Below are 24,126 nucleotides of genomic sequence, written 5' to 3'. Positions count from 1 at the left end.
TTAACAGCACAGTCTTTATTGTTCTTTTAGAATCCCCCCGACAACCAACATGGAGGGGTCCACCATGATCAACTCGAAACTGCTGCAATTGGCGATCAACGCCTCCAACGACGGCGTCGTGATTGCCGAAAAAGAAGGCGAGCAGGACAATATTCTGATTTACGTCAACCCGGCATTCGAGCGCCTCACCGGTTACTCCAGCGAAGAAATCCTTTACCAGGATTGTCGCTTCCTGCAATCCGGAGACCGGGATCAGCCAGCTTTGTCGAAGATTCGTGATGCATTGAAGAGCGAAGGATCCTGTCGGGAAATCCTGCGCAACTACCGCAAGGACGGCACACCGTTCTGGAATGAGCTGTCCATTTCGACGGTGCAAAATCCGAGTGACGGGCTGGTTTATTTTATCGGTGTACAGAAAGACGTGACGCTGCAAGTCAAGGCACAGCAGCGGATTGCGCAGCTTGAAGCGCAATTGGCCGAAGTCCAGGCTGAGCTTGCGGCGCTAAAAGCGACGAACGGTTAAAACAAATCCGCGAATCAATTGTCATTAACTACAATCACCGAACACTTTGTAACTATTTCTTTCGAGCCTGCCATGCATCGCGACGCGCTCCTCACTCAGGATGAGCTGGATTTCATCCAGACCATGCAACACAACCCGCAGCTCAATGTGCGTGATGCGACGTCGAGCCTGCTCGTAAACGGCGGTTCGCAAATCCGTGACTTACTCACGCGCCTGGCAGCGCATGAGCAAGTCACCATCCAGGCCAACTTCGAAAATCAGCAAATGACTTTCCCCCTGCACTTGGTGGAAGACGAGTTTCATGCGCTGCATCTGCGCCTGGGTGTTCCCAGTATTTATGAAGACGGTCCATTGGTGCGGCCATGGCGACTGGTGCTCGAAGAGCCGGTAGCACTGGAAAATGCCCAAGGCCAACCCGGCACGATGTGGGTGCATGAAGTCTCGTTCAAAGGGGTTTTGCTCGAGGTTCGCAACAAGACCAAGGCACCGAAGCATTTCGCTTTGTGGTTCAGCCCTTCAGGCTATGAGCGAATCGCGCTGCGCGGCACCTTCGAGAAGGAAACCGAGCAAGGCTTCTACGCCTATCAATTGAGCCAGAGCGACACGGATGAAACCGAACGCCTGCGCCAGTACATCCTGCAGCAACATCGATTGACCCACCCTAGCCTGCATCTCTGAATTCAAGTATCCAGATTGCCCGCCAGGAACTGTTTCAGACGCTGGCGCATCACCACGCCCTCGCTTCCCAGACAACCAATCGACGATCCGGCAAGGCTTTCCTGCGCCAGGTCGGACGCATCACCGGCCAGCAGCAACGGACAATCTAGGCTCATCGCCAGGCGATTCAGGCGCCGTGGAAGTTCGGGGGCCGGTACGTGATTGGAAAAAAGCACCAATGCCTGGGGCTTGATCCTTTCGCACACCAGGGTCAACTCATCAAATGGCTGCCCGATGGCTAACACGCGCACGCCGGCTTGTTCGCTGCTCAGGAACAAGGCTGCAATCAATAATTCAAGTTCCCGGCATTGGCCCGACAGGGCGCTGACGATGACTCGCCCTGGGTGCTTGTCACGGATCAACAGCAACCGTTGCGTGACCCGTGATCGCAGGAAACTATCCAGGAACAACCACTCGCTGACCCGGCCGAACGAATCCTGGCGTTGCAGCAACTGCTTCCAGAGCGGGAGCAGGATGTCCTGAAACACCACCGGCTGGCTGTAGCTGGAAAAGATCTGTCCGTATATCTGCTCCAGCAGCACATCGTCAAAAGCACTGACGGCGGCCTGAAGCTGCTGATGCCATTGCGCATAGTCAGCTTGCACGAGGTCGTTGGGGATCAGGTGCGACAACGCCTGAAGCGGCGCTGCCTTGGCCAGTATCTTGCCGATCTTGCTGACCGCGACACCGCGTTCGATCCAGCCGAGGATGCTGCGGACACGCTCGATATCGGCCATCGAGTACAGGCGGTGCCCACTTTCGGTGCGCGTTGGCACGATCAGACCATAGCGTCGCTCCCACGCACGCAGCGTGACCGGATTGACGCCGGTCAGGCGAGATACTTCGCGAATGGGAAAGAGCTCTTCCTGCTCAAGAGATACAGCCTGCGGTACGCCTGAAGCACCATCAGTAAGTACGGGCATCTGGGCCTCAACGTCCATGCGTGGTTCGAGCCGCATTTTAACTCCCCTGCCCCGTGATCATTCAAGCCATGCGTGATCGAAAAACACCAAATATGAAAACGGGTAGAATGCGGAATAATCCTTGCTTGTCAGGACACGCAGTCCACCACCCCGGCACTGCGTTCAGCGAAGTTCCTACCCGGATCGATGCAAAAGCCTTACGGAGATACACAATGTCTACCTCACCCGTCACGCTGATGGTTGCACGTCGCGTTGCCGATGGGCGTTATCAGGATCTGATCGCCTGGTTACGCGAAGGCGAACAACTGGCCACCGACTTCCCCGGTTATCTCGGCTCCGGCGTGCTCGCTCCGCCGCCCGACGATAATGAATTCCAGATTATTTTCCGCTTCGCCGATGAGCAGACTCTGCACGCCTGGGAACACTCCGCCTCGCGTACGGCGTGGCTGGCGCGCGGTAGCGACTTGTTCGCCCATCCGATGGAACATCGGGTCAGTGGCATCGAAGGCTGGTTTGGCGCCGCAGGCCAACGCCCACCACGCTGGAAACAGGCGGTGGCGATCTGGCTGGCGTTCTTTCCGGTGTCGCTGCTGTTCAACTTTGTTCTTGGACCGTTGCTGAGTGAAATGAGCCTGCTGCCTCGCATATTTGTCAGCACGCTGTGCCTGACCCCCTTGATGGTCTACTTCTTCATTCCATTGTCGACCCGGTTGTTGGCGGGCTGGCTCAATAGCAAGCCTGTGCGCCGGTTGTCCGCCGAGCCAAGCCCTCAAAGCCGCTGATCTCCCGGTGTAGGAGCGAGCCAGCTCGCGATGAACCTGAGAACGCTGCGGGGTATCAGGCTCTCAGCGTTATCGTTCACGACCATCGCGAGCTGGCTCGCTCCTACCGGGGGCATAGGTGAACGCTGCAATGCGCTGGTATAGTTTTGCTCTTACCGCGACGCGAGCCGTTCATGACCTCTTCCGCAGCCCCAATCCTCATCACCGGCGCCGGCCAGCGTGTCGGCCTGCATTGCGCGCAGCGATTGCTCGAAGATGGCCATCGCGTGATTTTCAGCTACCGCAGCGAACGCCCCGGCGTGCAAACCCTGCGCGATCTGGGGGCGACGGCGCTGTTTGCCGATTTCGCCAGCGAGGGCGGAATACTTGCCTTCATCCGCGAGCTGAAAACCCATACCGAGAGCCTGCGGGCGATCGTGCATAACGCCTCCGAATGGCTGGCCGAAACCCCGGGGACCGAAGCCGAAGCCTTCACCCGCATGTTCAGCGTGCACATGCTGGCGCCCTACCTGATCAATCTGCATTGCGCCGACTTGCTCCAACGCTCGAGCCCCGCCGACATCGTGCACATCAGCGATGACGTGACCCGCAAGGGCAGCAGCAGGCACATTGGCTACTGCGCCAGCAAAGCCGGGCTCGACAGCCTGACGCTGTCCTTCGCCGCGAAATACGCGCCAGGCATCAAGGTCAACGGGATCGCCCCGGCCCTGCTAATGTTCAACCCTGATGATGATGCGGCCTACCGCGCCAAGGCGTTGGCCAAATCCGCACTGGGCATCGAACCCGGCAGCGAAGTGATCTACCAGAGCCTGCGCTATTTGCTCGACAACCCTTATGTCACCGGCACGACCCTGACCGTCAACGGCGGAAGGCACCTCAAATAAGTGTCCCGCGAGGATTTTCCATGACGTTATCCCTGCCTCAGAACGCTCTGTCTCAGAGCTACCGCGAGATCCTGATCGGTCTCGGTGAAGACCCCGACCGCGAAGGCCTGCTCGACACCCCGGTGCGCGCGGCCAAGGCCATGCGCTACCTCTGCCATGGTTACGACCAGAGTGTCGAAGAAATCGTCAACGGTGCGTTGTTCGCTTCCGACAACGATGAAATGGTCATCGTCGACAACATCGAGCTGTACTCGCTTTGCGAACATCACCTGCTGCCCTTCATTGGCAAGGCGCATGTGGCTTATATTCCCACGGGCAAGGTGCTGGGCCTGTCGAAGATCGCACGGTTGGTGGACATGTTCGCCCGACGCCTGCAGATCCAGGAAAACCTCACCCGGCAAATCGCCGACGCGGTGCAGCAAGTAACCGGCGCGGCGGGCGTGGCGGTGGTCATCGAAGCCCGGCACATGTGCATGATGATGCGCGGCGTCGAGAAACAGAATTCGACCATGAACACCTCGGTGATGCTCGGCGCCTTTCGCGAGTCGAGCAACACCCGCCAGGAGTTCCTGCAATTGATTGGACGGAGCAAGTAGTAATGCCACAACTTCAACCAGGCATGGCACGCATCCGGGTCAAGGACCTGTGCCTGCGCACCTTCATCGGCATCAACGAGGATGAAATCCTCAACAAACAGGATGTGTTGATCAACCTGACCATCCTCTACGCGGCCCAGGAAGCGGTGCGTGACAATGACATCGATCACGCGCTGAACTACCGGACCATTACCAAGGCCATCATCGCCCACGTCGAAGGCAATCGCTTCGCCCTGCTTGAACGCCTGACCCAGGAGATTCTCGATCTGGTCATGGCCAACGAGTCGGTGCTGTATGCCGAGGTCGAAGTGGACAAGCCCCACGCCCTGCGATTCGCCGAGTCGGTGTCGATCACCCTGGCGGCGAGCCGGACTACTGTGTAGCAGCGGCTAGCTACAAGCTTCAAGCGGCAAGCTGTAAACTTCGCCGCATCGCAAATCCAACTTGCAGCTCGACGCTTGCCGCTTGCAGCTGTCTCAGAGAGACCCCATGAACGATCAACAACGCCTGGAACTCGAAGCCGCCGCCTTTCGCCGGCTGGTGGCCCACCTGGACAGCCGCAAGGATGTGCAGAACATCGACCTGATGAACCTCTCGGGTTTTTGCCGTAACTGCCTGTCCAAGTGGTACAAGGCGGCTGCCGACGAACGCCAGATCGAGGTCAGCCTCGACGAAGCCCGCGAAGTGGTTTACGGCATGCCGTACGCCGACTGGAAAGCCCAATTTCAGCAAGAAGCCAGCGCCGAACAACAAGCGGCGTTCGCCAAAGGAAAACCCAATGAGTGATTTGAACACCCTGCGCACCAGCCTCAACAGCGGCGAACACGCCTTCGCCGATACCCTGGCCTTCATCGCCGCCGCTTACGCCTACCAGCCACAGGCGTTCAACAACGGTGGCGTGGAAAACGCCGCCGGACAGAACGAAGGTTCGTGCAAGACGCTGGGCCTGGCACTGCTGGAAGGTTTGAGCGATGAAGAAGCCCTGCTGGCGTTCGGCGAACACTACCGTTCCGTGTTGGCCACACCTGAAGACAGCGATCACGGCAATATCCGTGCGTTGATGGCCCATGGTCTGGCCGGGGTGAAGTTTGATCAGCAGCCCCTGACCCGCCGCTGATTTAAATTGTAGGAGTAGCCGGTCGACGCTCGACTGCTCGCGATGGACGACAGGGCACCGCGGGGTGTCAGGTTGCCAGTGTTATCGTTGACCACCATCGCGAGCGGGCTCGCTCCTACAAGTCAGCGTTCAAGGCGCGTAAAGCACATCCCGACTTTTCAGATTGACCCGGCCACTTTATTTCGTTTGCCCGCCAGTGCTGCTCACGGCTTAGATAAAAGGAAGTCTTCCTTCTTCCGAGCCGGTCATCCATGAGCAGCGAAAGCATCAGTCAGTCGATCAACATCGTTCACCCTGTCACGCTCAGCCACGGTAAAAACGCCGAGGTCTGGGACACCGATGGCAAACGCTACATCGACTTCGTCGGCGGCATCGGCGTACTCAATCTCGGCCATTGCCATCCGCGCATCGTCGAAGCCATTCGCGAACAGGCCACCCGCCTGACCCACTACGCGTTCAACGCGGCGCAACATGAACCCTACATCGCCTTGATGGATGGTCTCAGCGCGTTTATCCCGGTGGACTACCCCGTCAGTGGCATGCTCACCAACAGCGGCGCCGAGGCGGCGGAAAACGCCCTGAAGATCGTGCGCGGCGCCACCGGCCGCAGCGCCGTGATCGCCTTCGATGGAGGCTTCCACGGTCGTACGCTGGCCACCCTCAACCTCAACGGCAAAGTCTCGCCCTACAAACAGAAAGTCGGTGTGTTGCCAGGGCCGGTGTACCACCTGCCCTTCCCGAGCAAGGACAACGGCGTCACCTGCGCCGAGGCCCTGAAGGCGATGGAGCGGCTGTTCAGCGTCGAGATCGATGTCGAAGACGTGGCGTGTTTCATTGTCGAACCCGTGCAGGGCGAAGGCGGTTTTCTGGCGATGGACGTTGAGTTTGCCCAGGCATTGCGGCGTTTCTGCGACGAGAAAGGCATTGTGCTGATCGCCGATGAAATCCAGTCCGGTTTCGGCCGTACCGGCCAACGATTTGCCTTCTCGCGACTGGGCATCGAACCCGATTTGATCCTGCTGGGCAAAAGCATCGCGGGTGGCGTGCCGCTGGGTGCGGTGGTCGGGCGTAAATCGCTGCTCGACAACTTGCCCAAGGGCGGGCTGGGTGGCACCTACTCCGGCAATCCCATCGCCTGTGCCGCCGCGCTGGCGACGCTGGATGAAATGACCGATGCCAACCTGAAAGCCTGGGGCTCACAACAGGAAGAAGCGATCGTCAGCCGCTATGAAGCGTGGTGTGCGAGCAAGCTATCGCCGTATCTAGGTCGACTGACCGGCGTCGGCGCCATGCGTGGCATCGAAATGATCAAACCTGATGGCACACCGGCAGCCGCGCAACTGACGCAACTGCTGGCCTTGGCGCGGGACGCCGGGTTGTTGCTGATGCCCAGCGGCAAATCACGCCATATCATTCGGCTGCTGGCACCGTTGACCACCGAGGCCGCGGTGCTGGAGGAAGGGTTGGATATTCTCGAAGCGTGCCTGAAGAAACTGGTCTGAACACATTCCCCCCGTAGGAAGGAGCCTGCTCGCGATGGACGACAGGGCACCGCGAGGTGTCAGGTTGCCAGCATCATGGTTGACCACCCTCGCGAGCGCGCTCGCTCCTACAGTAATGAGATTGTTTCGACGCAATAAAAAAACCGGCCGAAGCCGGTTTTTTTCCGATCGCAGAATCAAGCGTTCTGCAGATTATCCAGGTAGCGCTCGGCATCGAGTGCCGCCATGCAACCGGCGCCGGCCGAGGTGATGGCCTGACGGTATACGTGGTCAGCCACGTCACCGGCCGCGAAGATACCTTCGATGTTGGTCGCCGTGGCATTGCCATCACGGCCGCCCTGCACAACCAGGTAGCCATCTTTCAACGTCAGCTGACCTTCGAACAGCGAAGTGTTCGGGGTGTGGCCGATGGCGATGAACACGCCGTCGACTTTCACTTCGTCAAAGCTGCCGTCGTTGTTCTTCAGACGCGCGCCAGTCACGCCCATGTTGTCTCCCAGGACTTCGTCCAGGGTGGCGTTCAGTTTCAGGATGATCTTGCCTTCGGCCACGCGGGCGTTGAGCTTGTCGATCAGGATTTTCTCGGCGCGGAAGGTTTCGCGACGGTGAATCAAGGTCACGGTGCTGGCGATGTTGGCCAGGTACAGCGCCTCTTCCACCGCCGTGTTACCGCCGCCCACTACAGCCACTGGCTTGTTGCGGTAGAAGAAACCGTCGCAGGTCGCGCAGGCCGAAACGCCTTTGCCCATGAACGTTTCTTCCGACGGCAGGCCCAGGTAGCGTGCGCTGGCACCGGTGGCGATGATCAGCGCATCGCAGGTGTAGGTCGCGCTGTCGCCGGTCAGGGTGTAAGGCTTGGCAGCGAAGTCCACGGCATTGATGTGATCGAAAACGATCTCGGTTTCAAAGCGCTCGGCGTGCTCTTTCATGCGTTCCATCAGCGCCGGGCCGGTCAGGCCGTGGACATCGCCCGGCCAGTTGTCGACTTCGGTGGTGGTGGTCAGTTGACCGCCAGCCTGCATGCCGGTGATCAGCAGTGGCTTGAGGTTGGCACGGGCGGCATAGACCGCGGCACTGTAACCGGCAGGGCCGGAACCGAGAATAATCACTCGCGAATGACGGACTTCAGACATGACCTGCTCCTGTTGACCGGCCCGGAACACCTGGCGCGGATCGCCGGTTTGCCGGCGGGAATAAAAAAGGACCATTGAAAGCACTTGGGGAAGGCTTGAACTCGACAGTCCTGTAAAAAGAATGGGTGCAGCGTATCGAGGGGGCGAAGATTAAGGAAATACGGTTTAACAATCCAGCTCATAGGTGGTCTCTATCCCGGAAGCGTGATTATCAGGACGCCTTTGTTACAGTTAATGTCGATGCCGCTACCGCGCTTTCACCCGTCAGGCAAAGCCGGTAAGGTCGGCGCGTTTTCCCTCTGCTCGGAGCACGTTATGCCCGCCCCTGTTCTGTCCGGCCCGCAATACCTGCGCGAAGGCCTGAAACTGGTTCTCAGCCCCAGCCTGCGCCTTTTTGTATTGCTTCCACTTGTCATCAATCTGGTGCTGTTCGTCGGACTGATCTATCTGGCTGGTCACCAGTTCAGCCTATGGGTCGACACACTGATGCCTTCCCTGCCCGACTGGCTGAGCTTCCTCAGTTATGTCCTGTGGCCACTGTTCGTCGTGCTGGTGGTGTTGATGGTGTTCTTCACCTTCACCATGCTCGCCAACGTCATCGCCGCGCCGTTCAATGGCTTCCTGGCGGAAAAAGTCGAAGTGGTGGTGCGCGGCACCGACGACTTCCCGACCTTCAGCTGGGGCGAACTGATCGCCATGATCCCCCGCACCCTGGGCCGGGAAATGCGCAAGCTCGGTTACTTCCTGCCCCGGGCAATCGGCCTGTTCATTCTTTCGTTCATCCCGGTGGTGAACATCATCGCCGCGCCGTTGTGGCTGCTGTTCGGGGTCTGGATGATGGCGATCCAGTACATCGACTACCCGGCGGACAACCACAAGCTGGGCTGGAACGAGATGCTCGCCTGGCTGCGGCAGAAACGCTGGCAGAGCATGAGTTTCGGCGGCATTGTTTATCTGGCGCTGCTGATTCCGGTGGTCAACATCCTGATGATGCCGGCCGCGGTGGCCGGGGCTACCTTGTTCTGGGTGCGTGAGCGCGGGCTTGACGCACTGGAAAAAAGCGCCTCCTGACTGGAAGCCAACCCCAACTTAATTCTTACCTGTTACTTCTGACAGTATTGCGCTGCCTTTAATGCGCCTAATCTTCGGGGGCACTCCTATCGAGAAACTGCATCTCGTTCGGGTCGTGTGCCCCCCTTTATTAGGATCGGAAGAATGAATACGGATATTCAACACAACACTTTCTCTGAAACCAACCAACGCTTCCCATGGATCGACATGAGTCCGACGGTGCTGCATGCCGCGCCTCAAGTCGGCCTCGTGTATTCCATCAACTCGAGCACACGAATTCTCATCAACGATGAGTGTCTTCGTACTTTGGCGACCCGCCTGGCTTATGGTTTGACCGGTGCAGCCCAGCTGCAAACACCACCGCAAATTCTGCTGGAGTCGCAGGCCGGCGCTCAGGCGAGAGCAAGTGATATCGAATTAAGACTGTCTACTCCAGACACGGGTGACGTGGCGATCCCCGTCCATGGTGCAGATGAAACCTACCGAATCGATGTCACCCAGCCCATTCGCGTTACGGCACAGAATCCGGGCGCCATGGCCCGGGCGCTGACTACCCTGCACAAAGCGGCTCGCGTCTCCACGGTTCTTGATCCGGCAGTGATTATCGATGCACCTGCCTATGCCGAACGTTCGGTGATGATTGATATGGGCCGTCGGCAGTTCGGTCCTGAGTGGATCATCTGCCTGTTACAGGAGATGGCCTGGAATCAACTCAATACCCTGCATTTGCATCTCACTGACAATGAGGGTGTCAGAGTCATTTTCCCGTCCCACCCGGATATTTCCAGCGATGACGCGTGGAGCGCAGCGGATCTGAAACGTGTGCTGGATACCGCCGCCGACTATCACATCGAGGTCATTCCCGAACTGGACATGCCTGGTCACATGGACTGGATTCTGCGCGACAAGCCGCAGTGGCAACTAAAACTCAATAACGGGTCAGTGGTATCAAAAGCCATCGACTTCAGCATTGCGCCAGCCCGCAACTTCCTCAAGTCACTGTTCACCGACCTGATGGAAATGTTTCCACAAAGTCGCTACATCCACTTAGGAGCTGACGAGTACTTTCTGCAGCCAATCACACCGGACAATACACCTCAATTAGCTCAGTACGTACGTGACGAAACGGGCAATTTGGAGGCTGACTCCGAAGATGCCGTCAGATACTTCATCAACAGCCTGGCTGAGCTTGTTCAAGAAAAGGGCAAAATCGCACGCATCTGGAATGACAGCGCGGTGAAAAGGAGGCAAGTCATTGCGTTGAAAAAGCAGGTGCAAATCGAGTGCTGGAGCATCTGGGGCAGCCGGCGAGGCGAACTGAATGCGCAAGAATTGGTCGATGCCGGCTACACCGTCCTCAACGCCCATGGCGACTTTTATTTCATCATCAACAAAGCATGGGACAACCTCTTCCACGCCAAACACTCGCCTCACGGGATCTACGATGTTTGGCGGGCAAACCATTTCATGGATAACGCCGGAGCGTCTTTCACCGAAATTCCTTCGCGCCATCCAGCAATGGCCGGAGCGGGCGTTCAGCTATGGATCGAAGTACCGACCTTCAGTTCACCCGAAGAAATGTGGACGCAATTCAGGTCATGGCTACTGCCATTGGGGCAGCGCACCTGGGATTCACCGAACGCCGCAAACAGATTCAAGGAACTGCCGCTGATCGCCCTGGCTGTCGCAAATCCTCCCCCTGTGCCCTGGCAGTAATCCCGCGCTTTATTCCGGTAAAGATTCTTTGCTGAATGTGTGCACGGCGCAGTCACAAATCCATCATCCCGACGTCACACTGACGACATGACCCCAGCCGACACTGAGGTCATGACGACAGCTCTGCATATCACCCTGATCACCGAAACCTTCCCTCCCGAAATCAACGGCGTGGCCAATACCCTTGGTCGCTTGTGCGACGGTTTGCGCGCGCGCGGGCATCAGGTGGAGTTGATTCGGCCGCGCCAAGGCTGCGATCAGCAACTGAGCAGCGACGATGAGTTGATGCTGTGCCGGGGCTGGCCGCTGCCGGGCTATCCCGGTTTGCAATGGGGTCAGTCGTCAATGCACAAGCTGTTGCGCCGCTGGAAGCGCCATCGCCCGGATGTGCTGTACATCGCCACCGAAGGCCCATTGGGGTTATCGGCACTGCGAGCGGCACGGCGCCTGGGGATATCGGTGGTCAGCGGCTTTCACACCAATTTCCAGCAGTACTCCCACCAATATGGGCTCGGCTTGTTGACGCGGCTGCTGACCCACTACCTGCGCTGGTTCCACAATCGTTCGACCATGACCCTGGTGCCCAGCGTCAGTCAGCGAATGGAGCTGGAACGGCGTCACTTCGAGCGCCTGGCGTTGCTTTCCCGAGGGGTCGACAGTCAATTGTTTCACCCCTCCAAACGCTTGAACGCCCTGCGTGAGCAATGGGGATTGGCCGAAGAAGACATCGCGGTCATTCATGTCGGTCGCCTGGCCCAGGAAAAAAACCTGGGATTGCTCAAGCGCACCTTCGACACCCTCAAGGCCAGTTATCCACAGCGCACCCTGAAGCTAATCGTGGTCGGCGATGGTCCGCAGCGCCAGGAACTGCAAAACGAATTGCCCGAGGCGATTTTCTGCGGTACTCAGCGCGGTGAAGCCCTGGCCTGTCACTATGCGTCGGGGGATGTATTTCTGTTTCCGAGCCTGACCGAAACCTTTGGCAATGTAGTGCTTGAGGCGCTGGCCTCGGGGCTGGGGGTCGTGGCCTACGATCAGGCAGCGGCAGCCCAGCACATTCGCCATGGCTACAACGGCGTACTGGCGATGCCGGGGGATGAAGAAGCGTTCTGCGATGCGGCGGCGTGGCTACTGGAAGAGCGGGAAACCTTGCGCTGCGTTCGACTCAATGCACGCCAGCATGCCAGTCGCCAGGGCTGGGCGTCGATTATCGAGCAGTTCGAGGGGCAGTTGCGGGGGGCTTGCGTGGGGGAACAGGTGGTGTCGAACGCGTCGATAGTCCCTTGAACACTTACTGACTTTGAGGCCCCCATCGCGAGCAAGCCCGCGATGGGACCGGTACAGACGCCTTTAACTCAACGTCATCAATGCTTCGCGACTGAACGGCAGGATGTCCTGCTCACGACCTTCGCGCACCTTCTGCGCCCAGTCCGGATCGACCAACAGCGCACGACCCACCGCGACCAGGTCGAACTCGTCGTTGTTCAAACGCTCCAGCAGTTTTTCAAGACTGGCCGGTTGCGCGACCTTGTCGGTGTTGACCATGAACTGCAGGAACTCGCCATCCAGACCGACGCTACCGACGGTGATGGTTGGCTTGCCGGTGAGTTTGCGGGTCCAGCCCGCCAGGTTCAGTTCGGAGCCGTCGAACTCCGGCTCCCAGAAACGGCGTGTCGAGCAGTGGAAAATATCCACGCCGGCGTCGGACAACGGCTGGAGAAATTCGCCCAGGGCTTGCGGGGTTTGTACCAGACGGGCGGTGTAATCCTGCTGCTTCCACTGCGAGAAACGGAAGATGATCGGGAAACCTTCACCAACCGCCGCACGCACCGCCTGGATCAATTCGATGGCGAAGCGCGAACGGTTGGCCAGGTTGCCGCCATATTCGTCGGTGCGCTGATTGCTGCCTTCCCAGAAGAACTGGTCGATGAGGTAGCCATGGGCGCCGTGGATTTCCACACCGTCCATGCCGATGCTCTGGGCATCCTTGGCGGCCTGGGCGAACGCGGCGATCACGTCCTGAATATCTTGTTTGGTCATGCCATGAACCACGACCTGACCGTCCTTCACTTTTTCCGACGGGCCATAACCCGGCACGCTGGCGTCCGGCTCGGTGCCGATACGACGCACGCTGCCCACATGCCACAGTTGCGGAACGATCTTGCCGCCTTCGGCGTGGACGGCGTCGACGACTTTCTTCCAGCCTGCCAGGGCGGCTTCGCCGTAGAAGTGCGGGACGTTCGGGTAGCCATTGGATGCCTTGTGCCCGACGGTGGTGCCTTCAGTGATGATGAGGCCAACGCCAGCGGCAGCACGACGACGGTAGTACTCGATCACTTTGGAATTGGGTACACCGCCCGGGGAAAACGAACGGGTCATCGGCGCCATGACGACGCGGGTCGGCAGTTCGAGGTTGCCAAGGTGGAACGGTTTGAACAGGGCTTGGACGGGCATGGGGACGCTCCACGAAGGATTACTTTATGACGGCGATAATATGGATATCCGCACGCGCTGGATAGCACTATTGATTTCGGTGATTAAGGAGAAAAAGGTTACGAATAACCCTGTAGGAGCGAGCTTGCTCCGGGCGGCGTTCCGACGATGGACCTGAGAACGCTGCGGGGGGTCAGGTTTCCCGCGTTTTCGTTCACGACTATCGCGAGCCGGCTCGCTCCTACAGGTGGGGAGATCAGCTCAGGGCTTTTTCAATCGCCTGAATGACGCTCGGATCGTCCGGCGCCGTACGTGGCGAGAACCGCGCCAGTACACGCCCGTCTTTTCCCAGGAGGAACTTTTCGAAGTTCCAGGTGATGTCACCCGGGAATTCCGCGCCCTCGCCCGCCAACAGTTTGTACAGCTGATGACGTTCATGCCCGTTGACTTCCAGTTTGCTGGACAACGGAAAAGTCACGCCATAGTTGAGGCTGCAAAACTCCTGGATTTCCTGCTCGGTGCCTGGCTCCTGTCCGGCAAACTGGTTGCACGGCAAGCCCAACACGCTGAAGCCTTTGGCCTTGTATTGCTGGTAGAGATTCTCCAGCGCCGCGTACTGTGGGGTCAGGCCACATTTGGAAGCAACGTTGACCACCAGCACCACGTGCCCCTTGAACGGCGCCAAAGGTAGCGCCTGACCATCAAGGGCTGTCAAATTAAGGTCGTGAAAAGCACTCATGACGAACTCCAGATTCCCGTGTTCTTCTCGAAACAGCCACTTATCGGTGTCGCCTGGGACAGCCGCAGACTAAAAAGGCGCCCTCGGGGCGCCTCTCCAGTAATCGAAAGCTTAGCGCAGAAAATCAGTGGTGATGGCCACCTTCGCCATGGACGTGACCATGAGCGATTTCTTCCTGGCTGGCATCACGGATATTGATGATCTTGACCTGGAAATTCAGGCGCTGACCGGCCAACGGGTGGTTGCCGTCGACAGTCACGTCGTCGCCGTCCAGATCGCGGATGGTCACGATCTGCATCTGGCCGTCCGGAGCGGAAGCGTGGAACTGCATGCCCACTTCCAGCTCATCAACGCCTTCGAACATGCTGCGGCTCAGTGTGCTGACCAGTTCGGCAGCGTACTCGCCATAGGCATCTTCAGGTTCAACGGCTACGGTCAGCTCGTCGCCGACTGCTTTGCCTTCCAGTGCCTTTTCCAGGCCCGGAATGATGTTACCTGCGCCTTGCAGGTAGACCAGCGGCGCGCCGCCGGCTGAGCTGTCGATGACCTCACCAGCGTCGTTGGTCAGGGTATAGTCGATGGAGACAGCCTTATTGGCGGCAATCAGCATGGGGCGAGACCTTTTGCATAAGAATAATGAAAGACCCAGTTTAGCGAAGCAATCGTCCGAAAGCGAACACAACCCGGACAGACGGATTGCGACGATCACCGGCTTTCATCAAGACGAGGACGGGCACTGGGTGGCCGAGCTTTCCTGCGGCCACACGCAGCACCTGCGACACCAGCCGCCCTGGCAGTCCCGCGCCTGGGTCACGGACCCTGCACAGCGCCTTGAAAAAATAGGCCAGCCCTTCGATTGCGGTTGGTGCGCACAAGGCTCGGTTAGCGATAACCTTGGCGACTGAATTTCGGTAGATCGTCAGATATAGATGATCACCACTGCCATGCACCTCCAGAGAATCCGCATGCAAACTTTTTTTATCGCACCCACCGATTTTGGTGTGGGTCTGACCTCCATCAGCCTCGGGCTGGTCCGTACACTTGAGCGTGCCGGCCTCAAGGTCGGCTTTTTCAAACCGATCGCTCAGCCGCATCCGGGTGACACGGGGCCTGAGCGCTCCACCGAACTGATCGCCCGCACCCACGGCCTGAAACCTCCACAGCCACTGGGCCTGGCCCATGTCGAGCGCATGCTCGGCGACGGTCAGCTGGACGAGTTGCTCGAAGAAATCATCACGCTTTATCAGCAGGCGGCCATCGGCAAGGACGTGCTGATCGTCGAAGGCATGGTCCCGACCCGTAGCGCCAGCTATGCCGCACGGGTCAATCTGCACCTGGCCAAAAGCCTCGACGCCGAGGTGATCCTGGTGTCGGCGCCGGAAAACGAAGTGCTGACCGAACTGTCCGGTCGCGTCGAGTTACAGGCGCAATTGTTTGGCGGCCCGAAAGACCCGAAAGTCCTCGGCGTGATCCTCAACAAGGTCAAGACCGACGAAAGCATGGAGGCCTTCGCCGCACGCCTTAAGGAGCATTCGCCGCTGTTGCGCAGTGGTGACTTCCGCCTGCTGGGCTGCATTCCGTTTCAGCCGGAACTCAACGCCCCGCGCACCCGCGACGTCGCCGACCTGATGGGCGCACAAGTGCTCAACGCCGGCGACTACGAAACCCGGCGCATGTCCAAAATCATCATCTGCGCGCGCACCATGCGTAACACCGTAGAGCTGCTCAAACCGGGCGTGCTCGTGGTGACCCCCGGCGACCGCGACGACATCATTCTCGCCGTGAGCCTCGCCGCCATGAACGGCGTACCCCTGGCCGGCCTGTTGCTGACCAGCGACACCCTGCCCGATCCACGGATCATGGACCTTTGCCGTGGCGCGTTGCAGGCGGGCCTGCCGGTGTTGTCAGTGAGCACCGGCTCCTATGACACCGCCAACCAGTTGAACGGCCTGAACAAGGAAATCCCGATCGACGACCGCGAGCGCGCGGAAATCATCACCGATTTCGTCGCCAGCCATCTGGATGCCAACTGGCTGCACCAGCGTTGTGGCACGCCACGGGAAATGCGCCTGTCGCCGGCCGTATTCCGCTATCAACTGATTCAGCGTGCGCAGAACGCCAACAAGCGCATCGTCCTGCCCGAAGGCAGCGAGCCGCTGACCGTGCAGGCCGCGGCGATCTGTCAGGCCCGCGGCATTGCCCGTTGCGTGTTGCTGGCCAAACCGGCAGACGTTGAAGCCGTTGCGCGCGCCCAGGGCATCGAGCTGCCACCGGGGCTGGAAATCCTCGACCCGGACCTGATTCGCGAGCGCTACGTCGAACCGATGGTTGCCCTGCGCAAAAGCAAAAGCCTCAACGCGCCCATGGCCGAGCAACAACTGGAAGACACCGTGGTGATCGGCACCATGATGCTGGCGCTGGATGAGGTCGACGGCCTCGTGTCGGGCGTCATCCACTCCACCGCCAACACCATTCGCCCGGCCCTGCAGCTGATTAAAACGGCGCCGGGCTGCACGTTGGTCTCGTCGGTGTTCTTCATGCTGTTTCCGGAAGAGGTACTGGTCTATGGCGACTGCGTGATGAACCCGCACCCGAGCGCCAGCGAACTGGCCGAGATCGCCCTGCAAAGCGCCGATTCGGCGGCAGCGTTCGGCATCACGCCACGCGTGGCGATGATCAGTTACTCCAGCGGTGAATCGGCCAGCGGCGAAGAAGTCGAGAAGGTTCGCGAGGCTACGCTGCTCGCCCATGAGCAACAGAACTCGCTGTTGATCGACGGCCCGTTGCAATACGATGCCGCCGCCAACGAAACCGTAGCCCGGCAACTGGCACCGAACAGTCAGGTGGCCGGTCGCGCCACGGTGTTCGTGTTCCCCGACCTGAATACCGGCAACACCACTCACAAAGCCGTACAGCGCAGCGCCGACTGCGTCAGCCTCGGCCCGATGCTGCAAGGCCTGCGCAAACCGGTGAATGACTTGCCGCGCGGTGCGCAAGTCGACGACATCGTCTACACCATCGCGTTGACCGCGATCCAGGCAGCCAACCGACCTATGGACGTTTAAATGCTGGTTTTTCTACCTGCCGCCGTGCGCGGTGTCATTGCTTCGTTGCTATTGGCACTCAATACAATCCTGCTGTGCTCATTCCTGTTCTGCGTGGCGCTGATCAAGGCACTGCCGTTCTCCTTGACCCAGCGCATCGCCGGATGGTTGATGAGCCATACCCACGAAGCGTGGATCAGTATCAATAAAGGCTGGATGAACCTGGTCCGTCGCACCCGTTGGCACATCAGCGGCCTGCAAGGCCTGGACTACCAGCATTCGTACTTGATCACCAGCAATCACCAGAGCTGGGTCGACATCCTGGTGCTGCAATACGTGCTCAACCGCCGCATCCAGCCACTGAAGTTCTTTCTCAAGCAAGAACTGATCTGGGTCCCGGTGATCGGCCTGGCGTGGTGGGCGCTGGGCTTCCCGTTCATGAAGCGCTACTCCAAGGCCTACCTGGAGAAGCATCCGGAAAAGAAAGGTAAAGACCTGGAAACCACCCGCAAGACCTGCGCAAAGTTCCGCAATAATCCGGTGGGGATTTTCAACTTCGTCGAAGGCACGCGCTTCACCGAAGGCAAGCATGCCCAGCAGCAATCACCATTCAAATACCTGCTCAAACCCAAGGCCGGCGGCATTGCCTTTGTGCTGGATGCCATGGGTGAACAGCTGGAATCCATCGTCAACGTGACCATCCACTACCCCGCCGGGCGTCCCGGTTTTTGGGATTTGCTGTGCGGGAACATTGCGGATGTGGTGGTGCATTTTCAGGAACTGAAGATCCCGCCTCAGTTTATCGGCAAGAACTACGACCAGGACGGTGAGTATCGCCTGCAGTTTCAGGGCTGGATCAATCAGCTTTGGGAAGACAAGGATGCGTTGCTGGGGCGGATGCATCGGGAATATCCAGACAAACGCTCCCACATTTGATCGATTCAATCTGAAAAAAACCCGCCGATGATCACTCATCGGCGGGTTTTTCATTACCGGCTAATGCTCACTGCCTGCATGGCAAGAACTTGATATTCGGATAGGCTGGCCTCTATCAGTAATGAGCTGCACGCCCCAGTATGACGCGGACTTGAATCGACTCGCACTCAATCGCGCTTTTATCCAAAACCAAGGATTGTTTGCTTAAACACCACTAGCCTTGCAGTGCGGCCTGTTAAATATAACCATCACTACCGCTTGTACAGCACCCATATTCGTCACCGGTATCATCAGGGTTACCACCTATTTCAAGTGGCCCGATCGTTACTGTTGCGATATTTTCAGGCGGCGGTGGTGGAGGAACAAAAGGCGCAGGAGCATAAGATCCCCCTCCCCCGATATTTTCGTTGAATACAGCTATCGCAGAAGGCAAAAATTCGCCGGTTGCAGAAAACCAATTACAAGAAAGCATCTGATTACCGTACGCCACCCTCAGAGTTTCCTTGTGCACTATCCTCATATCGGGTGCACAGACGTAATCAAGGTAGTTATCCAAATCATTATCTCTAAAGAAGACTGCAGCACTCTTTAAAACCTCCTTGAAAATGCCTGAATCACTAATTGAGTACAAACCAGCGGCGCCCCCTACAACACTAGCGGTACCTATGATTATGAATGGTGCCTCGACTAAAACAGCAAAGACAGCAATCACACCTGCAACATTCCCGATAAGACTGATCACATCACCGTAACTAAATCCTTTGCCATCCCTGACATCCACTCCAATTTTCAGGAAAGTAATAGTACCGGCAACCATATTGGCTGGAATGCTCACAATCGGCACATAAGGTCCTGCCAGCTTGGTGCTTTGCAGGCACCCCCCCCAGAACGCCAATCGAAAATCACATTAAGGATTCAACACCTGACTAAGCTCGGAATCGTTCGAATCTCAAATCTTGCGCACCGAATAGCCCGACTTCTTTAACTGAAATACCTCAGATCGCTTAAACGCAAAGCTCCAGCGCTTTGTATTTTTCGAAACTAGACAAAACACCGCGATAAACACGTGCCAGCAGGGCCTGACAAAGGGCAGCTCTTCATAATTTGGCCAGTTGTATCTCCAGACAGCTCCCTTGAGCAAAAGGTTTATGGCGACTTCTTCGCTTTCCGTCAGAAAGCCATCAATCACATATATTCCATTATCAATGCGTTCGATTTTCATACGCTCTCCTTTTCGCTACAACCCTGTTCCAAATTCCATTCCGAACAATTACCAACAGCAAGTAAGACAATATAATTGACCAGCCAACCAATACAAAATAACATCCAATGTTATTTGATCTTATCCAAAGCAATATATCTTTACGACTGATCAACAAATTGGTATCAACATCATAGACCCACCAAACAAACCGTTTAGTCCGATCTGAATCCACAGCAACCCATAATTTTTGTCCCTTCCTCAAATTCAGGTGCTGAATGTCACTCGCAGAAGCTTCAATAATGTAGTTATAGGCATCCTCATCCAGCCCGACCCTCAAATATAAAGATGACGTAGCTCTTGACTGCGAAACATCTCTATACAAATAAGCATTTTCCATAACCAGCCGTTCCGGCAAGGGAGGAATCTCCTGTATTCCCCCATACATAAAAATAGAAGCAACAACCAGACCAACAAACAAAAATAGTAAAAGAACAACCTCACCGACCCCGGCAATATATTCAGGAGGGATATATAAATTTTTTGCACGCACACCCACCTCCAGAACGCCTATCAAAAACAACATTTAACACTCACACCTGAAAGGGATTGGCACCGCTCGAAACTCAGATTTTTATCGCCGATAAATCCAACTCTTTAAACCTTAATATTTCAGAGCGCTCAAAATTCAAAAAACCTGCACTTTGTATTTTCTTTTCGCCCCCCCAAAAAAACCGAAACAGATATCAACCTCATACCTGCTAACAACAGTATCTTCCTATGCAAACAAATGTAACTTACCGATTTCCGATATCCCTGTAGTCCATTTCCAAAGCACCAATAACGCTGGCCATTCACGCGTTTTTCCGAGCACAAAAAAAGCCCGCAGACAGTTACCTGTCTGCGGGCTTTTTCTTGCAGCTTGAAGCTAGAAGCTTGCCGCTGCTTTGAGCTTAGATCGCGCCACGCTTGCGCAGCAGATCCAGCACTTGCTTGACGCTTTCTTCCAGCGACAGCGATTGGGTGTCGATCACCAGATCGGCATCCAGCGGTACGTCGTACGGGAAGGACTCGCCAGGGATGTTATCGCCGGCCGCCGCGTACAGGCCTTGTGGATCGCGTTCGGCACAGACCGCTGGCGAAGCCTGGACGTAAACCGTCAGCAGACGCTCTTTGCCGATCAGTTCCTTGGCCTGTTCACGACCTTCGGAGCTCGGCGCAACGAACGCCGCCAGGGTCAGCAAACCGGCTTCGTTGAACTGACGCGCCACGTGCGCGGCACGACGCCAGTTCTCGGTACGCCCGGCGCGATCCTGTGGCAGCCCCTTGTTCAGGTCGTGACGCAGGTTCTGGCCATCGAGCACATACACCGCACGGCCCATGTCGAACAGCTTGCGCTCCACGGCATAAGCCAGGGTGCTCTTGCCTGCGCCCGACAAGCCGCTGAACAACACGGTGGCCGGTTGCTGGCCGAAGCGCTGGGCGCGTTCTTCGGTGGCGACGTGGGCCAGTTTGCCGTGGTGCGTGGCGCTGCCGTGTACCAGAGGCTGGGCGACGATCATGCCGGCGCCCACGGTGCCGTTGGTCAGGCGGTCGATGATGATGAACGCGCCGGTGGTGCGGTTGCTTTCGTAGCCGTCGAGGGCAATCGGCGCATCGAGCGCAATTTTGACCTTACCGATTTCGTTCAGCTGCAATGCGCTGGCCGGGCCTTCTTCGAGGGTGTTCACGTCGACCTTGTTGACGATGCTGGCGATGGAGCCCGGCACGTAACTGGTGGCGCGCTTGATGTCGTATTTCTTGCCCGGCAGCATCGGCTCTTCAGCCATCCACACCAGCATTGCTTCGAAGCTGTCGGTGACGGGCGGCACGTTGTCGGCGTGGACCAACAGGTCGCCGCGGGAGATGTCGATTTCGTCTTCCATGGTCAGCGTCACCGCTTGACCGGGACCGGCATGCTCCAGCTCGCCTTCGAAAGTGACGATCGATTTCACGCGGCTGCTCTTGCCCGACGGCAGGACCACGACTTCGTCGCCTTTCTTGACGATGCCGCTGGCCAGGGTGCCGGCGAAACCACGGAAGTTCAGGTTCGGACGGTTGACGTATTGCACCGGGAAACGCAGGTCGGTGAAGTTGCGGTCGCCCGCCACTTCCACGGTCTCGAGAATTTCCATCAGCGACTGGCCGGTGTACCACGGCGAGCGCTCGGATTTGTTCACCACGTTGTCGCCCTTGAGGGCAGACATCGGCACGAAGTGCATGCTCGTAGGCTTCATCTTCAAGCCTTCGGCGAACTTCAGGTAGTCGGCCTTGATCGACTCGAACACGCCCTGATCGAAGTCCTTGAGGTCCATCTTGTTGATGGCGACGACGATGTGCTTGATGCCCAACAGCGAGGCAATGAAGCTGTGGCGACGGGTCTGGGTCTGCACGCCGTAACGGGCGTCGACCAGGATGATCGCCAGGTCACAGGTGGATGCACCGGTGGCCATGTTGCGGGTGTACTGCTCATGGCCTGGGGTGTCGGCGATGATGAACTTGCGCTTGGCGGTGGAGAAATAGCGGTACGCGACATCGATGGTGATGCCTTGTTCACGCTCGGCCTGCAGGCCGTCGACCAGCAACGCCAGGTCGATGTCTTCGCCGGTGGTGCCGACTTTTTTCGAGTCGCGGGTAATGGCTTCCAGGTGATCTTCGTAGATCATCTTGGAGTCGTGCAGCAGACGCCCGATCAAGGTGCTCTTGCCGTCGTCGACGTTACCGCAGGTCAGGAAGCGCAGCAGCTCTTTACGTTCGTGCTGGCCCAGGTAGGCGAGGATGTCCTCGCTGATCAAATCAGATTGATGCGACATGACAGCCCCTTAGAAATAACCTTGACGTTTCTTGTCTTCCATCGAGCCGGCGCCATCGTGGTCGATGACACGGCCCTGGCGCTCGGAAGTTCGCGTCAGGAGCATTTCCTGAATGATGTCCGTGAGGCTTTCGGCCTCGGACTCCACCGCGCCCGTCAACGGGTAGCAGCCAAGGGTACGGAAACGCACTTTCTTTTTGACGATGCGCGCTTTGTCTTCATCGCTCAGGTGTTCGAGGATGCGCTCGTCGTCGATCATGATCAGCGTGCCGTTCTTCTCGATGACTTCACGCTCGGCGGCGAAGTACAGCGGGACGATCGGGATGCCTTCAAGGTAGATGTACTGCCAGATGTCCAGTTCGGTCCAGTTCGACAATGGGAACACACGAATGGATTCGCCCTTGTTGACCTTTCCGTTGTAGACGTTCCAGAGTTCCGGGCGCTGGTTTTTCGGATCCCAGCGGTGCTTGCTGTCGCGGAACGAGTACACGCGCTCCTTGGCGCGGGATTTCTCTTCATCGCGACGGGCACCACCGAAAGCGGCGTCGAAACCATATTTATCCAACGCCTGTTTCAGGCCTTCGGTCTTCATGATGTCGGTGTGCTTGGCACTGCCGTGGGTAAACGGGTTGATGCCTTGCGCCACGCCGTCCGGGTTCACATGGGTGATCAGGTCCAGGCCCAGCTCGGCGACCATCTTGTCGCGGAACTTGTACATCTCCTGGAATTTCCACCGGGTGTCGACATGCATCACCGGAAACGGCAGCTTGCCAGGGAAAAACGCCTTGCGTGCCAGGTGCAGCATCACGGCGGAGTCTTTACCGATGGAGTACAGCATCACCGGGTTATCGAACTCGGCGGCCACCTCGCGGATGATGTGGATGCTTTCCGCCTCCAGCTGTTTCAGATGCGTCAGTTTGTCGACCATGGCTACTCACGAAAGCTTTCTTATGAACGGCCAGCGGGCCGTGTTCGAGCGGGGAATCCTAGCACAGCGCCCACTTCTAATCAGGACGCCAACTAGAACGAAAGAGCATATGAATATGCCCCCTCGTTTGGGCAGAACGCACCGCCCCCCCCTGTAGGAGCGAGCCTGCTCGCGATGGTCGTCAACGATAACGCTGGGGGCCTGACACCCCGCGGCGCTCTCGGGTTCATCGCGAGCAGGCTCGCTCCTACAGGGATTGCGTTTTGTCAGATGGGGTTCGGGCAATCGATGAAGATGTGCTCTAGCGCAAATCTGCGCGCCAGATAGTCACCCAGTGCCTGAACGCCATAACGCTCGGTGGCGTGGTGGCCGGCGGCGATGAAGCTGATGTCGTTTTCCCGCGCGCTGTGGAACGTCTGTTCCGAGGCCTCGCCGCTCAGGTACAGATCGACACCCGCAAGAATGGCCTGATCGATATAGCCCTGACCGCCCCCCGTGCACCAACCGACCCGACGAATCATCTCGCTGCCCTCGACCAGCAATGGCTCGCGACCCATGACTTCCTGGACCCGGCGGGCAAAATCCCGAGGCATCATCGGCTCACTCAACGAACCGACCAGACCGACAATCTTCAGGTTGTCCGGGTCCAGCGGGCCCTCGACGGTGATGTCGAGTTGCCGAGCCAACTGTACGTTGTTGCCGACGTCCGGATGCAGATCCAGCGGCAGGTGATAGGACAGCAGGCTGATATCGTGCTTGAGCAAGGTCTTCAGGCGACGCTGCTTCATGCCGGTGATGCACGGGTTTTCGCCCTTCCAGAAATAGCCATGGTGCACCAGCACCAGGTCGGCGTTGGCTTCCACGGCGGCATCGAGCAACGCCTGGCTGGCGGTGACACCACTGACAATGCGCATCACTTGCGGCCGGCCTTCGACCTGCAGGCCGTTGGGGCAGTAATCGGCAATTTTCGAACTGCTGAGGTAACGGTCGGCTTCTTCGACCAGGGTGCTCAAGGCGACGGCCATGAAAG

Annotated in this window: 26 protein-coding genes; 15 read left to right on the top strand and 11 right to left on the bottom strand. The window is 57.8% G+C overall.

What is annotated here, in order from left to right; genetic code table 11:
• The first annotated feature begins 64 nt into the window (after positions 1 to 64).
• Entirely contained in the window at positions 65 to 523 is a 459-nt protein-coding gene (locus tag ACX3YD_RS20680) for a PAS domain-containing protein (protein WP_103405230.1), read from the top strand.
• 72 nt (positions 524 to 595) lie between these two features.
• The gene (locus ACX3YD_RS20675; RefSeq protein WP_103405229.1) at positions 596 to 1,201 is read left to right on the top strand and encodes a hypothetical protein; all 606 of its coding nucleotides are present in this window, start codon (positions 596 to 598) and stop codon (positions 1,199 to 1,201) included.
• A gap of 2 nt (positions 1,202 to 1,203) precedes the next feature.
• On the opposite strand, the gene ACX3YD_RS20670 is transcribed toward ACX3YD_RS20675, so the two are convergent.
• Positions 1,204 to 2,163: a MerR family transcriptional regulator gene (locus ACX3YD_RS20670; RefSeq protein WP_458962067.1), complete on the bottom strand. Its 960-nt coding sequence runs from the start codon at positions 2,161 to 2,163 to the stop codon at positions 1,204 to 1,206.
• Positions 2,164 to 2,375: 212 nt separating this feature from the next.
• On the opposite strand from ACX3YD_RS20670, the gene ACX3YD_RS20665 reads away from it, so the two are divergent.
• The 7 genes from ACX3YD_RS20665 to ACX3YD_RS20635 all read left to right on the top strand — a co-directional run bounded on the left by ACX3YD_RS20665 (position 2,376) and on the right by ACX3YD_RS20635 (position 7,044).
• A complete protein-coding gene (locus tag ACX3YD_RS20665; RefSeq protein ID WP_047537817.1) occupies positions 2,376 to 2,945 on the top strand; it encodes an antibiotic biosynthesis monooxygenase in 570 nt (189 codons plus the stop codon).
• 173 nt (positions 2,946 to 3,118) lie between these two features.
• Positions 3,119 to 3,829 (top strand): dihydromonapterin reductase, encoded by a 711-nt coding sequence (gene folM, locus ACX3YD_RS20660; RefSeq protein WP_458960871.1) that lies wholly within the window; start codon positions 3,119 to 3,121, stop codon positions 3,827 to 3,829.
• A gap of 20 nt (positions 3,830 to 3,849) precedes the next feature.
• Positions 3,850 to 4,425 (top strand): GTP cyclohydrolase I FolE, encoded by a 576-nt coding sequence (gene folE, locus ACX3YD_RS20655; RefSeq protein ID WP_047537811.1) that lies wholly within the window; start codon positions 3,850 to 3,852, stop codon positions 4,423 to 4,425.
• 2 nt (positions 4,426 to 4,427) lie between these two features.
• Positions 4,428 to 4,808: a dihydroneopterin triphosphate 2'-epimerase gene (gene folX / locus ACX3YD_RS20650; RefSeq protein ID WP_103405227.1), complete on the top strand. Its 381-nt coding sequence runs from the start codon at positions 4,428 to 4,430 to the stop codon at positions 4,806 to 4,808.
• A gap of 106 nt (positions 4,809 to 4,914) precedes the next feature.
• Positions 4,915 to 5,211, top strand: a complete 297-nt coding sequence (locus tag ACX3YD_RS20645; RefSeq protein WP_047537806.1) for a DUF1244 domain-containing protein — start codon at positions 4,915 to 4,917, stop codon at positions 5,209 to 5,211.
• Complete coding sequence (locus ACX3YD_RS20640) at positions 5,204 to 5,542, top strand: HopJ type III effector protein (protein WP_458960870.1); 339 nt, start codon at positions 5,204 to 5,206, stop codon at positions 5,540 to 5,542. Before ACX3YD_RS20645 ends, ACX3YD_RS20640 begins: the two co-directional genes overlap by 8 nt.
• A gap of 251 nt (positions 5,543 to 5,793) precedes the next feature.
• Complete coding sequence (locus ACX3YD_RS20635) at positions 5,794 to 7,044, top strand: 2-aminoadipate transaminase (RefSeq protein ID WP_458960869.1); 1,251 nt, start codon at positions 5,794 to 5,796, stop codon at positions 7,042 to 7,044.
• 176 nt (positions 7,045 to 7,220) lie between these two features.
• Here the strand turns inward: ACX3YD_RS20635 and trxB are convergent, their stop codons facing one another.
• Complete coding sequence (trxB, locus tag ACX3YD_RS20630; protein ID WP_047539318.1) at positions 7,221 to 8,177, bottom strand: thioredoxin-disulfide reductase; 957 nt, start codon at positions 8,175 to 8,177, stop codon at positions 7,221 to 7,223.
• A gap of 315 nt (positions 8,178 to 8,492) precedes the next feature.
• Here trxB and cysZ point away from each other — a divergent pair, with 315 nt between their 5' ends.
• The 3 genes from cysZ (at position 8,493) to ACX3YD_RS20615 (ending at position 12,251) form a co-directional block, all read left to right on the top strand.
• A complete protein-coding gene (cysZ, locus tag ACX3YD_RS20625; RefSeq protein WP_458960868.1) occupies positions 8,493 to 9,248 on the top strand; it encodes a sulfate transporter CysZ in 756 nt (251 codons plus the stop codon).
• A gap of 144 nt (positions 9,249 to 9,392) precedes the next feature.
• Complete coding sequence (locus tag ACX3YD_RS20620; RefSeq protein ID WP_458960867.1) at positions 9,393 to 10,964, top strand: family 20 glycosylhydrolase; 1,572 nt, start codon at positions 9,393 to 9,395, stop codon at positions 10,962 to 10,964.
• An 87-nt stretch (positions 10,965 to 11,051) separates the two neighbouring features.
• Entirely contained in the window at positions 11,052 to 12,251 is a 1,200-nt protein-coding gene (locus tag ACX3YD_RS20615) for a glycosyltransferase family 4 protein (RefSeq protein ID WP_458960866.1), read from the top strand.
• A 63-nt stretch (positions 12,252 to 12,314) separates the two neighbouring features.
• Here ACX3YD_RS20615 and ACX3YD_RS20610 read toward each other — a convergent pair whose 3' ends face one another.
• The 3 genes from ACX3YD_RS20610 to ACX3YD_RS20600 all read right to left on the bottom strand — a co-directional run bounded on the left by ACX3YD_RS20610 (position 12,315) and on the right by ACX3YD_RS20600 (position 14,746).
• Positions 12,315 to 13,418, bottom strand: a complete 1,104-nt coding sequence (locus ACX3YD_RS20610; RefSeq protein ID WP_103405220.1) for an NADH:flavin oxidoreductase — start codon at positions 13,416 to 13,418, stop codon at positions 12,315 to 12,317.
• 235 nt (positions 13,419 to 13,653) lie between these two features.
• A complete protein-coding gene (locus tag ACX3YD_RS20605; RefSeq protein WP_458960865.1) occupies positions 13,654 to 14,136 on the bottom strand; it encodes a glutathione peroxidase in 483 nt (160 codons plus the stop codon).
• Between the two features lie 124 nt (positions 14,137 to 14,260).
• On the bottom strand, positions 14,261 to 14,746 hold the full coding sequence (locus ACX3YD_RS20600; RefSeq protein WP_008054392.1) for an FKBP-type peptidyl-prolyl cis-trans isomerase: 486 nt from the start codon (positions 14,744 to 14,746) through the stop codon (positions 14,261 to 14,263).
• On the opposite strand from ACX3YD_RS20600, the gene ACX3YD_RS20595 reads away from it, so the two are divergent.
• Genes ACX3YD_RS20595 through ACX3YD_RS20585 form a run of 3 tightly spaced genes read left to right on the top strand, consistent with a single transcriptional unit; the run spans position 14,715 to position 18,116 of the window.
• Positions 14,715 to 15,041: a DUF3565 domain-containing protein gene (locus tag ACX3YD_RS20595; protein WP_458960864.1), complete on the top strand. Its 327-nt coding sequence runs from the start codon at positions 14,715 to 14,717 to the stop codon at positions 15,039 to 15,041. The two genes, ACX3YD_RS20600 and ACX3YD_RS20595, sit on opposite strands and share 32 nt — an antisense overlap.
• A gap of 60 nt (positions 15,042 to 15,101) precedes the next feature.
• Positions 15,102 to 17,201: a phosphate acetyltransferase gene (gene pta / locus ACX3YD_RS20590; RefSeq protein WP_047537783.1), complete on the top strand. Its 2,100-nt coding sequence runs from the start codon at positions 15,102 to 15,104 to the stop codon at positions 17,199 to 17,201.
• Positions 17,202 to 18,116, top strand: a complete 915-nt coding sequence (locus tag ACX3YD_RS20585) for an acyltransferase (protein WP_458960863.1) — start codon at positions 17,202 to 17,204, stop codon at positions 18,114 to 18,116.
• Between the two features lie 235 nt (positions 18,117 to 18,351).
• Here the strand turns inward: ACX3YD_RS20585 and ACX3YD_RS20580 are convergent, their stop codons facing one another.
• From ACX3YD_RS20580 to ACX3YD_RS20555, 6 genes are all read right to left on the bottom strand, one after another.
• Positions 18,352 to 18,960, bottom strand: a complete 609-nt coding sequence (locus ACX3YD_RS20580; RefSeq protein ID WP_458960862.1) for a hypothetical protein — start codon at positions 18,958 to 18,960, stop codon at positions 18,352 to 18,354.
• 105 nt (positions 18,961 to 19,065) lie between these two features.
• Positions 19,066 to 19,338 carry a hypothetical protein gene (locus ACX3YD_RS20575; RefSeq protein WP_458960861.1) on the bottom strand — a complete coding sequence of 91 codons (273 nt, stop codon included), beginning with the start codon at positions 19,336 to 19,338 and terminating at the stop codon, positions 19,066 to 19,068.
• On the bottom strand, positions 19,319 to 19,903 hold the full coding sequence (locus tag ACX3YD_RS20570) for a hypothetical protein (protein WP_458960860.1): 585 nt from the start codon (positions 19,901 to 19,903) through the stop codon (positions 19,319 to 19,321). Before ACX3YD_RS20570 ends, ACX3YD_RS20575 begins: the two co-directional genes overlap by 20 nt.
• A gap of 367 nt (positions 19,904 to 20,270) precedes the next feature.
• Positions 20,271 to 22,169, bottom strand: a complete 1,899-nt coding sequence (gene cysN, locus ACX3YD_RS20565; RefSeq protein ID WP_090467177.1) for a sulfate adenylyltransferase subunit CysN — start codon at positions 22,167 to 22,169, stop codon at positions 20,271 to 20,273.
• A gap of 9 nt (positions 22,170 to 22,178) precedes the next feature.
• Positions 22,179 to 23,096: a sulfate adenylyltransferase subunit CysD gene (cysD, locus tag ACX3YD_RS20560; RefSeq protein ID WP_034147080.1), complete on the bottom strand. Its 918-nt coding sequence runs from the start codon at positions 23,094 to 23,096 to the stop codon at positions 22,179 to 22,181.
• A 266-nt stretch (positions 23,097 to 23,362) separates the two neighbouring features.
• Positions 23,363 to 24,121: a Nif3-like dinuclear metal center hexameric protein gene (locus tag ACX3YD_RS20555; protein WP_047537773.1), complete on the bottom strand. Its 759-nt coding sequence runs from the start codon at positions 24,119 to 24,121 to the stop codon at positions 23,363 to 23,365.
• Between the last annotated feature and the right edge of the window lie 5 nt (positions 24,122 to 24,126).

It is taken from the genome of Pseudomonas fluorescens group sp. PF-1, from assembly GCF_054481335.1.
The sequence above is the reverse complement of the archived record's forward strand: the minus strand, read 5'-3'. Positions and strand labels throughout refer to the sequence as shown.

What these genes read in the sequence shown, in the direction of transcription:
- ACX3YD_RS20645 (WP_047537806.1), top strand. Translation starts at nt 4,915, where the DNA reads ATGAACGATCAACAACGCCTGGAACTCGAAGCCGCCGCCTTTCGCCGG.
- folX (WP_103405227.1), top strand. Translation starts at nt 4,428, where the DNA reads ATGCCACAACTTCAACCAGGCATGGCACGCATCCGGGTCAAGGACCTG.
- cysN (WP_090467177.1), bottom strand. Translation starts at nt 22,169, where the DNA reads ATGTCGCATCAATCTGATTTGATCAGCGAGGACATCCTCGCCTACCTG.
- folM (WP_458960871.1), top strand. Translation starts at nt 3,119, where the DNA reads ATGACCTCTTCCGCAGCCCCAATCCTCATCACCGGCGCCGGCCAGCGT.
- ACX3YD_RS20670 (WP_458962067.1), bottom strand. Translation starts at nt 2,163, where the DNA reads ATGCCCGTACTTACTGATGGTGCTTCAGGCGTACCGCAGGCTGTATCT.
- ACX3YD_RS20570 (WP_458960860.1), bottom strand. Translation starts at nt 19,903, where the DNA reads ATGTTGTTTTTGATAGGCGTTCTGGAGGTGGGTGTGCGTGCAAAAAAT.
- ACX3YD_RS20675 (WP_103405229.1), top strand. Translation starts at nt 596, where the DNA reads ATGCATCGCGACGCGCTCCTCACTCAGGATGAGCTGGATTTCATCCAG.
- ACX3YD_RS20620 (WP_458960867.1), top strand. Translation starts at nt 9,393, where the DNA reads ATGAATACGGATATTCAACACAACACTTTCTCTGAAACCAACCAACGC.
- ACX3YD_RS20665 (WP_047537817.1), top strand. Translation starts at nt 2,376, where the DNA reads ATGTCTACCTCACCCGTCACGCTGATGGTTGCACGTCGCGTTGCCGAT.
- ACX3YD_RS20640 (WP_458960870.1), top strand. Translation starts at nt 5,204, where the DNA reads ATGAGTGATTTGAACACCCTGCGCACCAGCCTCAACAGCGGCGAACAC.
- trxB (WP_047539318.1), bottom strand. Translation starts at nt 8,177, where the DNA reads ATGTCTGAAGTCCGTCATTCGCGAGTGATTATTCTCGGTTCCGGCCCT.
- pta (WP_047537783.1), top strand. Translation starts at nt 15,102, where the DNA reads ATGCAAACTTTTTTTATCGCACCCACCGATTTTGGTGTGGGTCTGACC.
- ACX3YD_RS20555 (WP_047537773.1), bottom strand. Translation starts at nt 24,121, where the DNA reads ATGGCCGTCGCCTTGAGCACCCTGGTCGAAGAAGCCGACCGTTACCTC.
- ACX3YD_RS20635 (WP_458960869.1), top strand. Translation starts at nt 5,794, where the DNA reads ATGAGCAGCGAAAGCATCAGTCAGTCGATCAACATCGTTCACCCTGTC.
- ACX3YD_RS20585 (WP_458960863.1), top strand. Translation starts at nt 17,202, where the DNA reads ATGCTGGTTTTTCTACCTGCCGCCGTGCGCGGTGTCATTGCTTCGTTG.
- cysD (WP_034147080.1), bottom strand. Translation starts at nt 23,096, where the DNA reads ATGGTCGACAAACTGACGCATCTGAAACAGCTGGAGGCGGAAAGCATC.
- ACX3YD_RS20615 (WP_458960866.1), top strand. Translation starts at nt 11,052, where the DNA reads ATGACCCCAGCCGACACTGAGGTCATGACGACAGCTCTGCATATCACC.
- ACX3YD_RS20605 (WP_458960865.1), bottom strand. Translation starts at nt 14,136, where the DNA reads ATGAGTGCTTTTCACGACCTTAATTTGACAGCCCTTGATGGTCAGGCG.
- ACX3YD_RS20595 (WP_458960864.1), top strand. Translation starts at nt 14,715, where the DNA reads ATGGAGACAGCCTTATTGGCGGCAATCAGCATGGGGCGAGACCTTTTG.
- ACX3YD_RS20610 (WP_103405220.1), bottom strand. Translation starts at nt 13,418, where the DNA reads ATGCCCGTCCAAGCCCTGTTCAAACCGTTCCACCTTGGCAACCTCGAA.
- folE (WP_047537811.1), top strand. Translation starts at nt 3,850, where the DNA reads ATGACGTTATCCCTGCCTCAGAACGCTCTGTCTCAGAGCTACCGCGAG.
- ACX3YD_RS20600 (WP_008054392.1), bottom strand. Translation starts at nt 14,746, where the DNA reads ATGCTGATTGCCGCCAATAAGGCTGTCTCCATCGACTATACCCTGACC.
- ACX3YD_RS20680 (WP_103405230.1), top strand. Translation starts at nt 65, where the DNA reads ATGATCAACTCGAAACTGCTGCAATTGGCGATCAACGCCTCCAACGAC.
- cysZ (WP_458960868.1), top strand. Translation starts at nt 8,493, where the DNA reads ATGCCCGCCCCTGTTCTGTCCGGCCCGCAATACCTGCGCGAAGGCCTG.
- ACX3YD_RS20575 (WP_458960861.1), bottom strand. Translation starts at nt 19,338, where the DNA reads ATGAAAATCGAACGCATTGATAATGGAATATATGTGATTGATGGCTTT.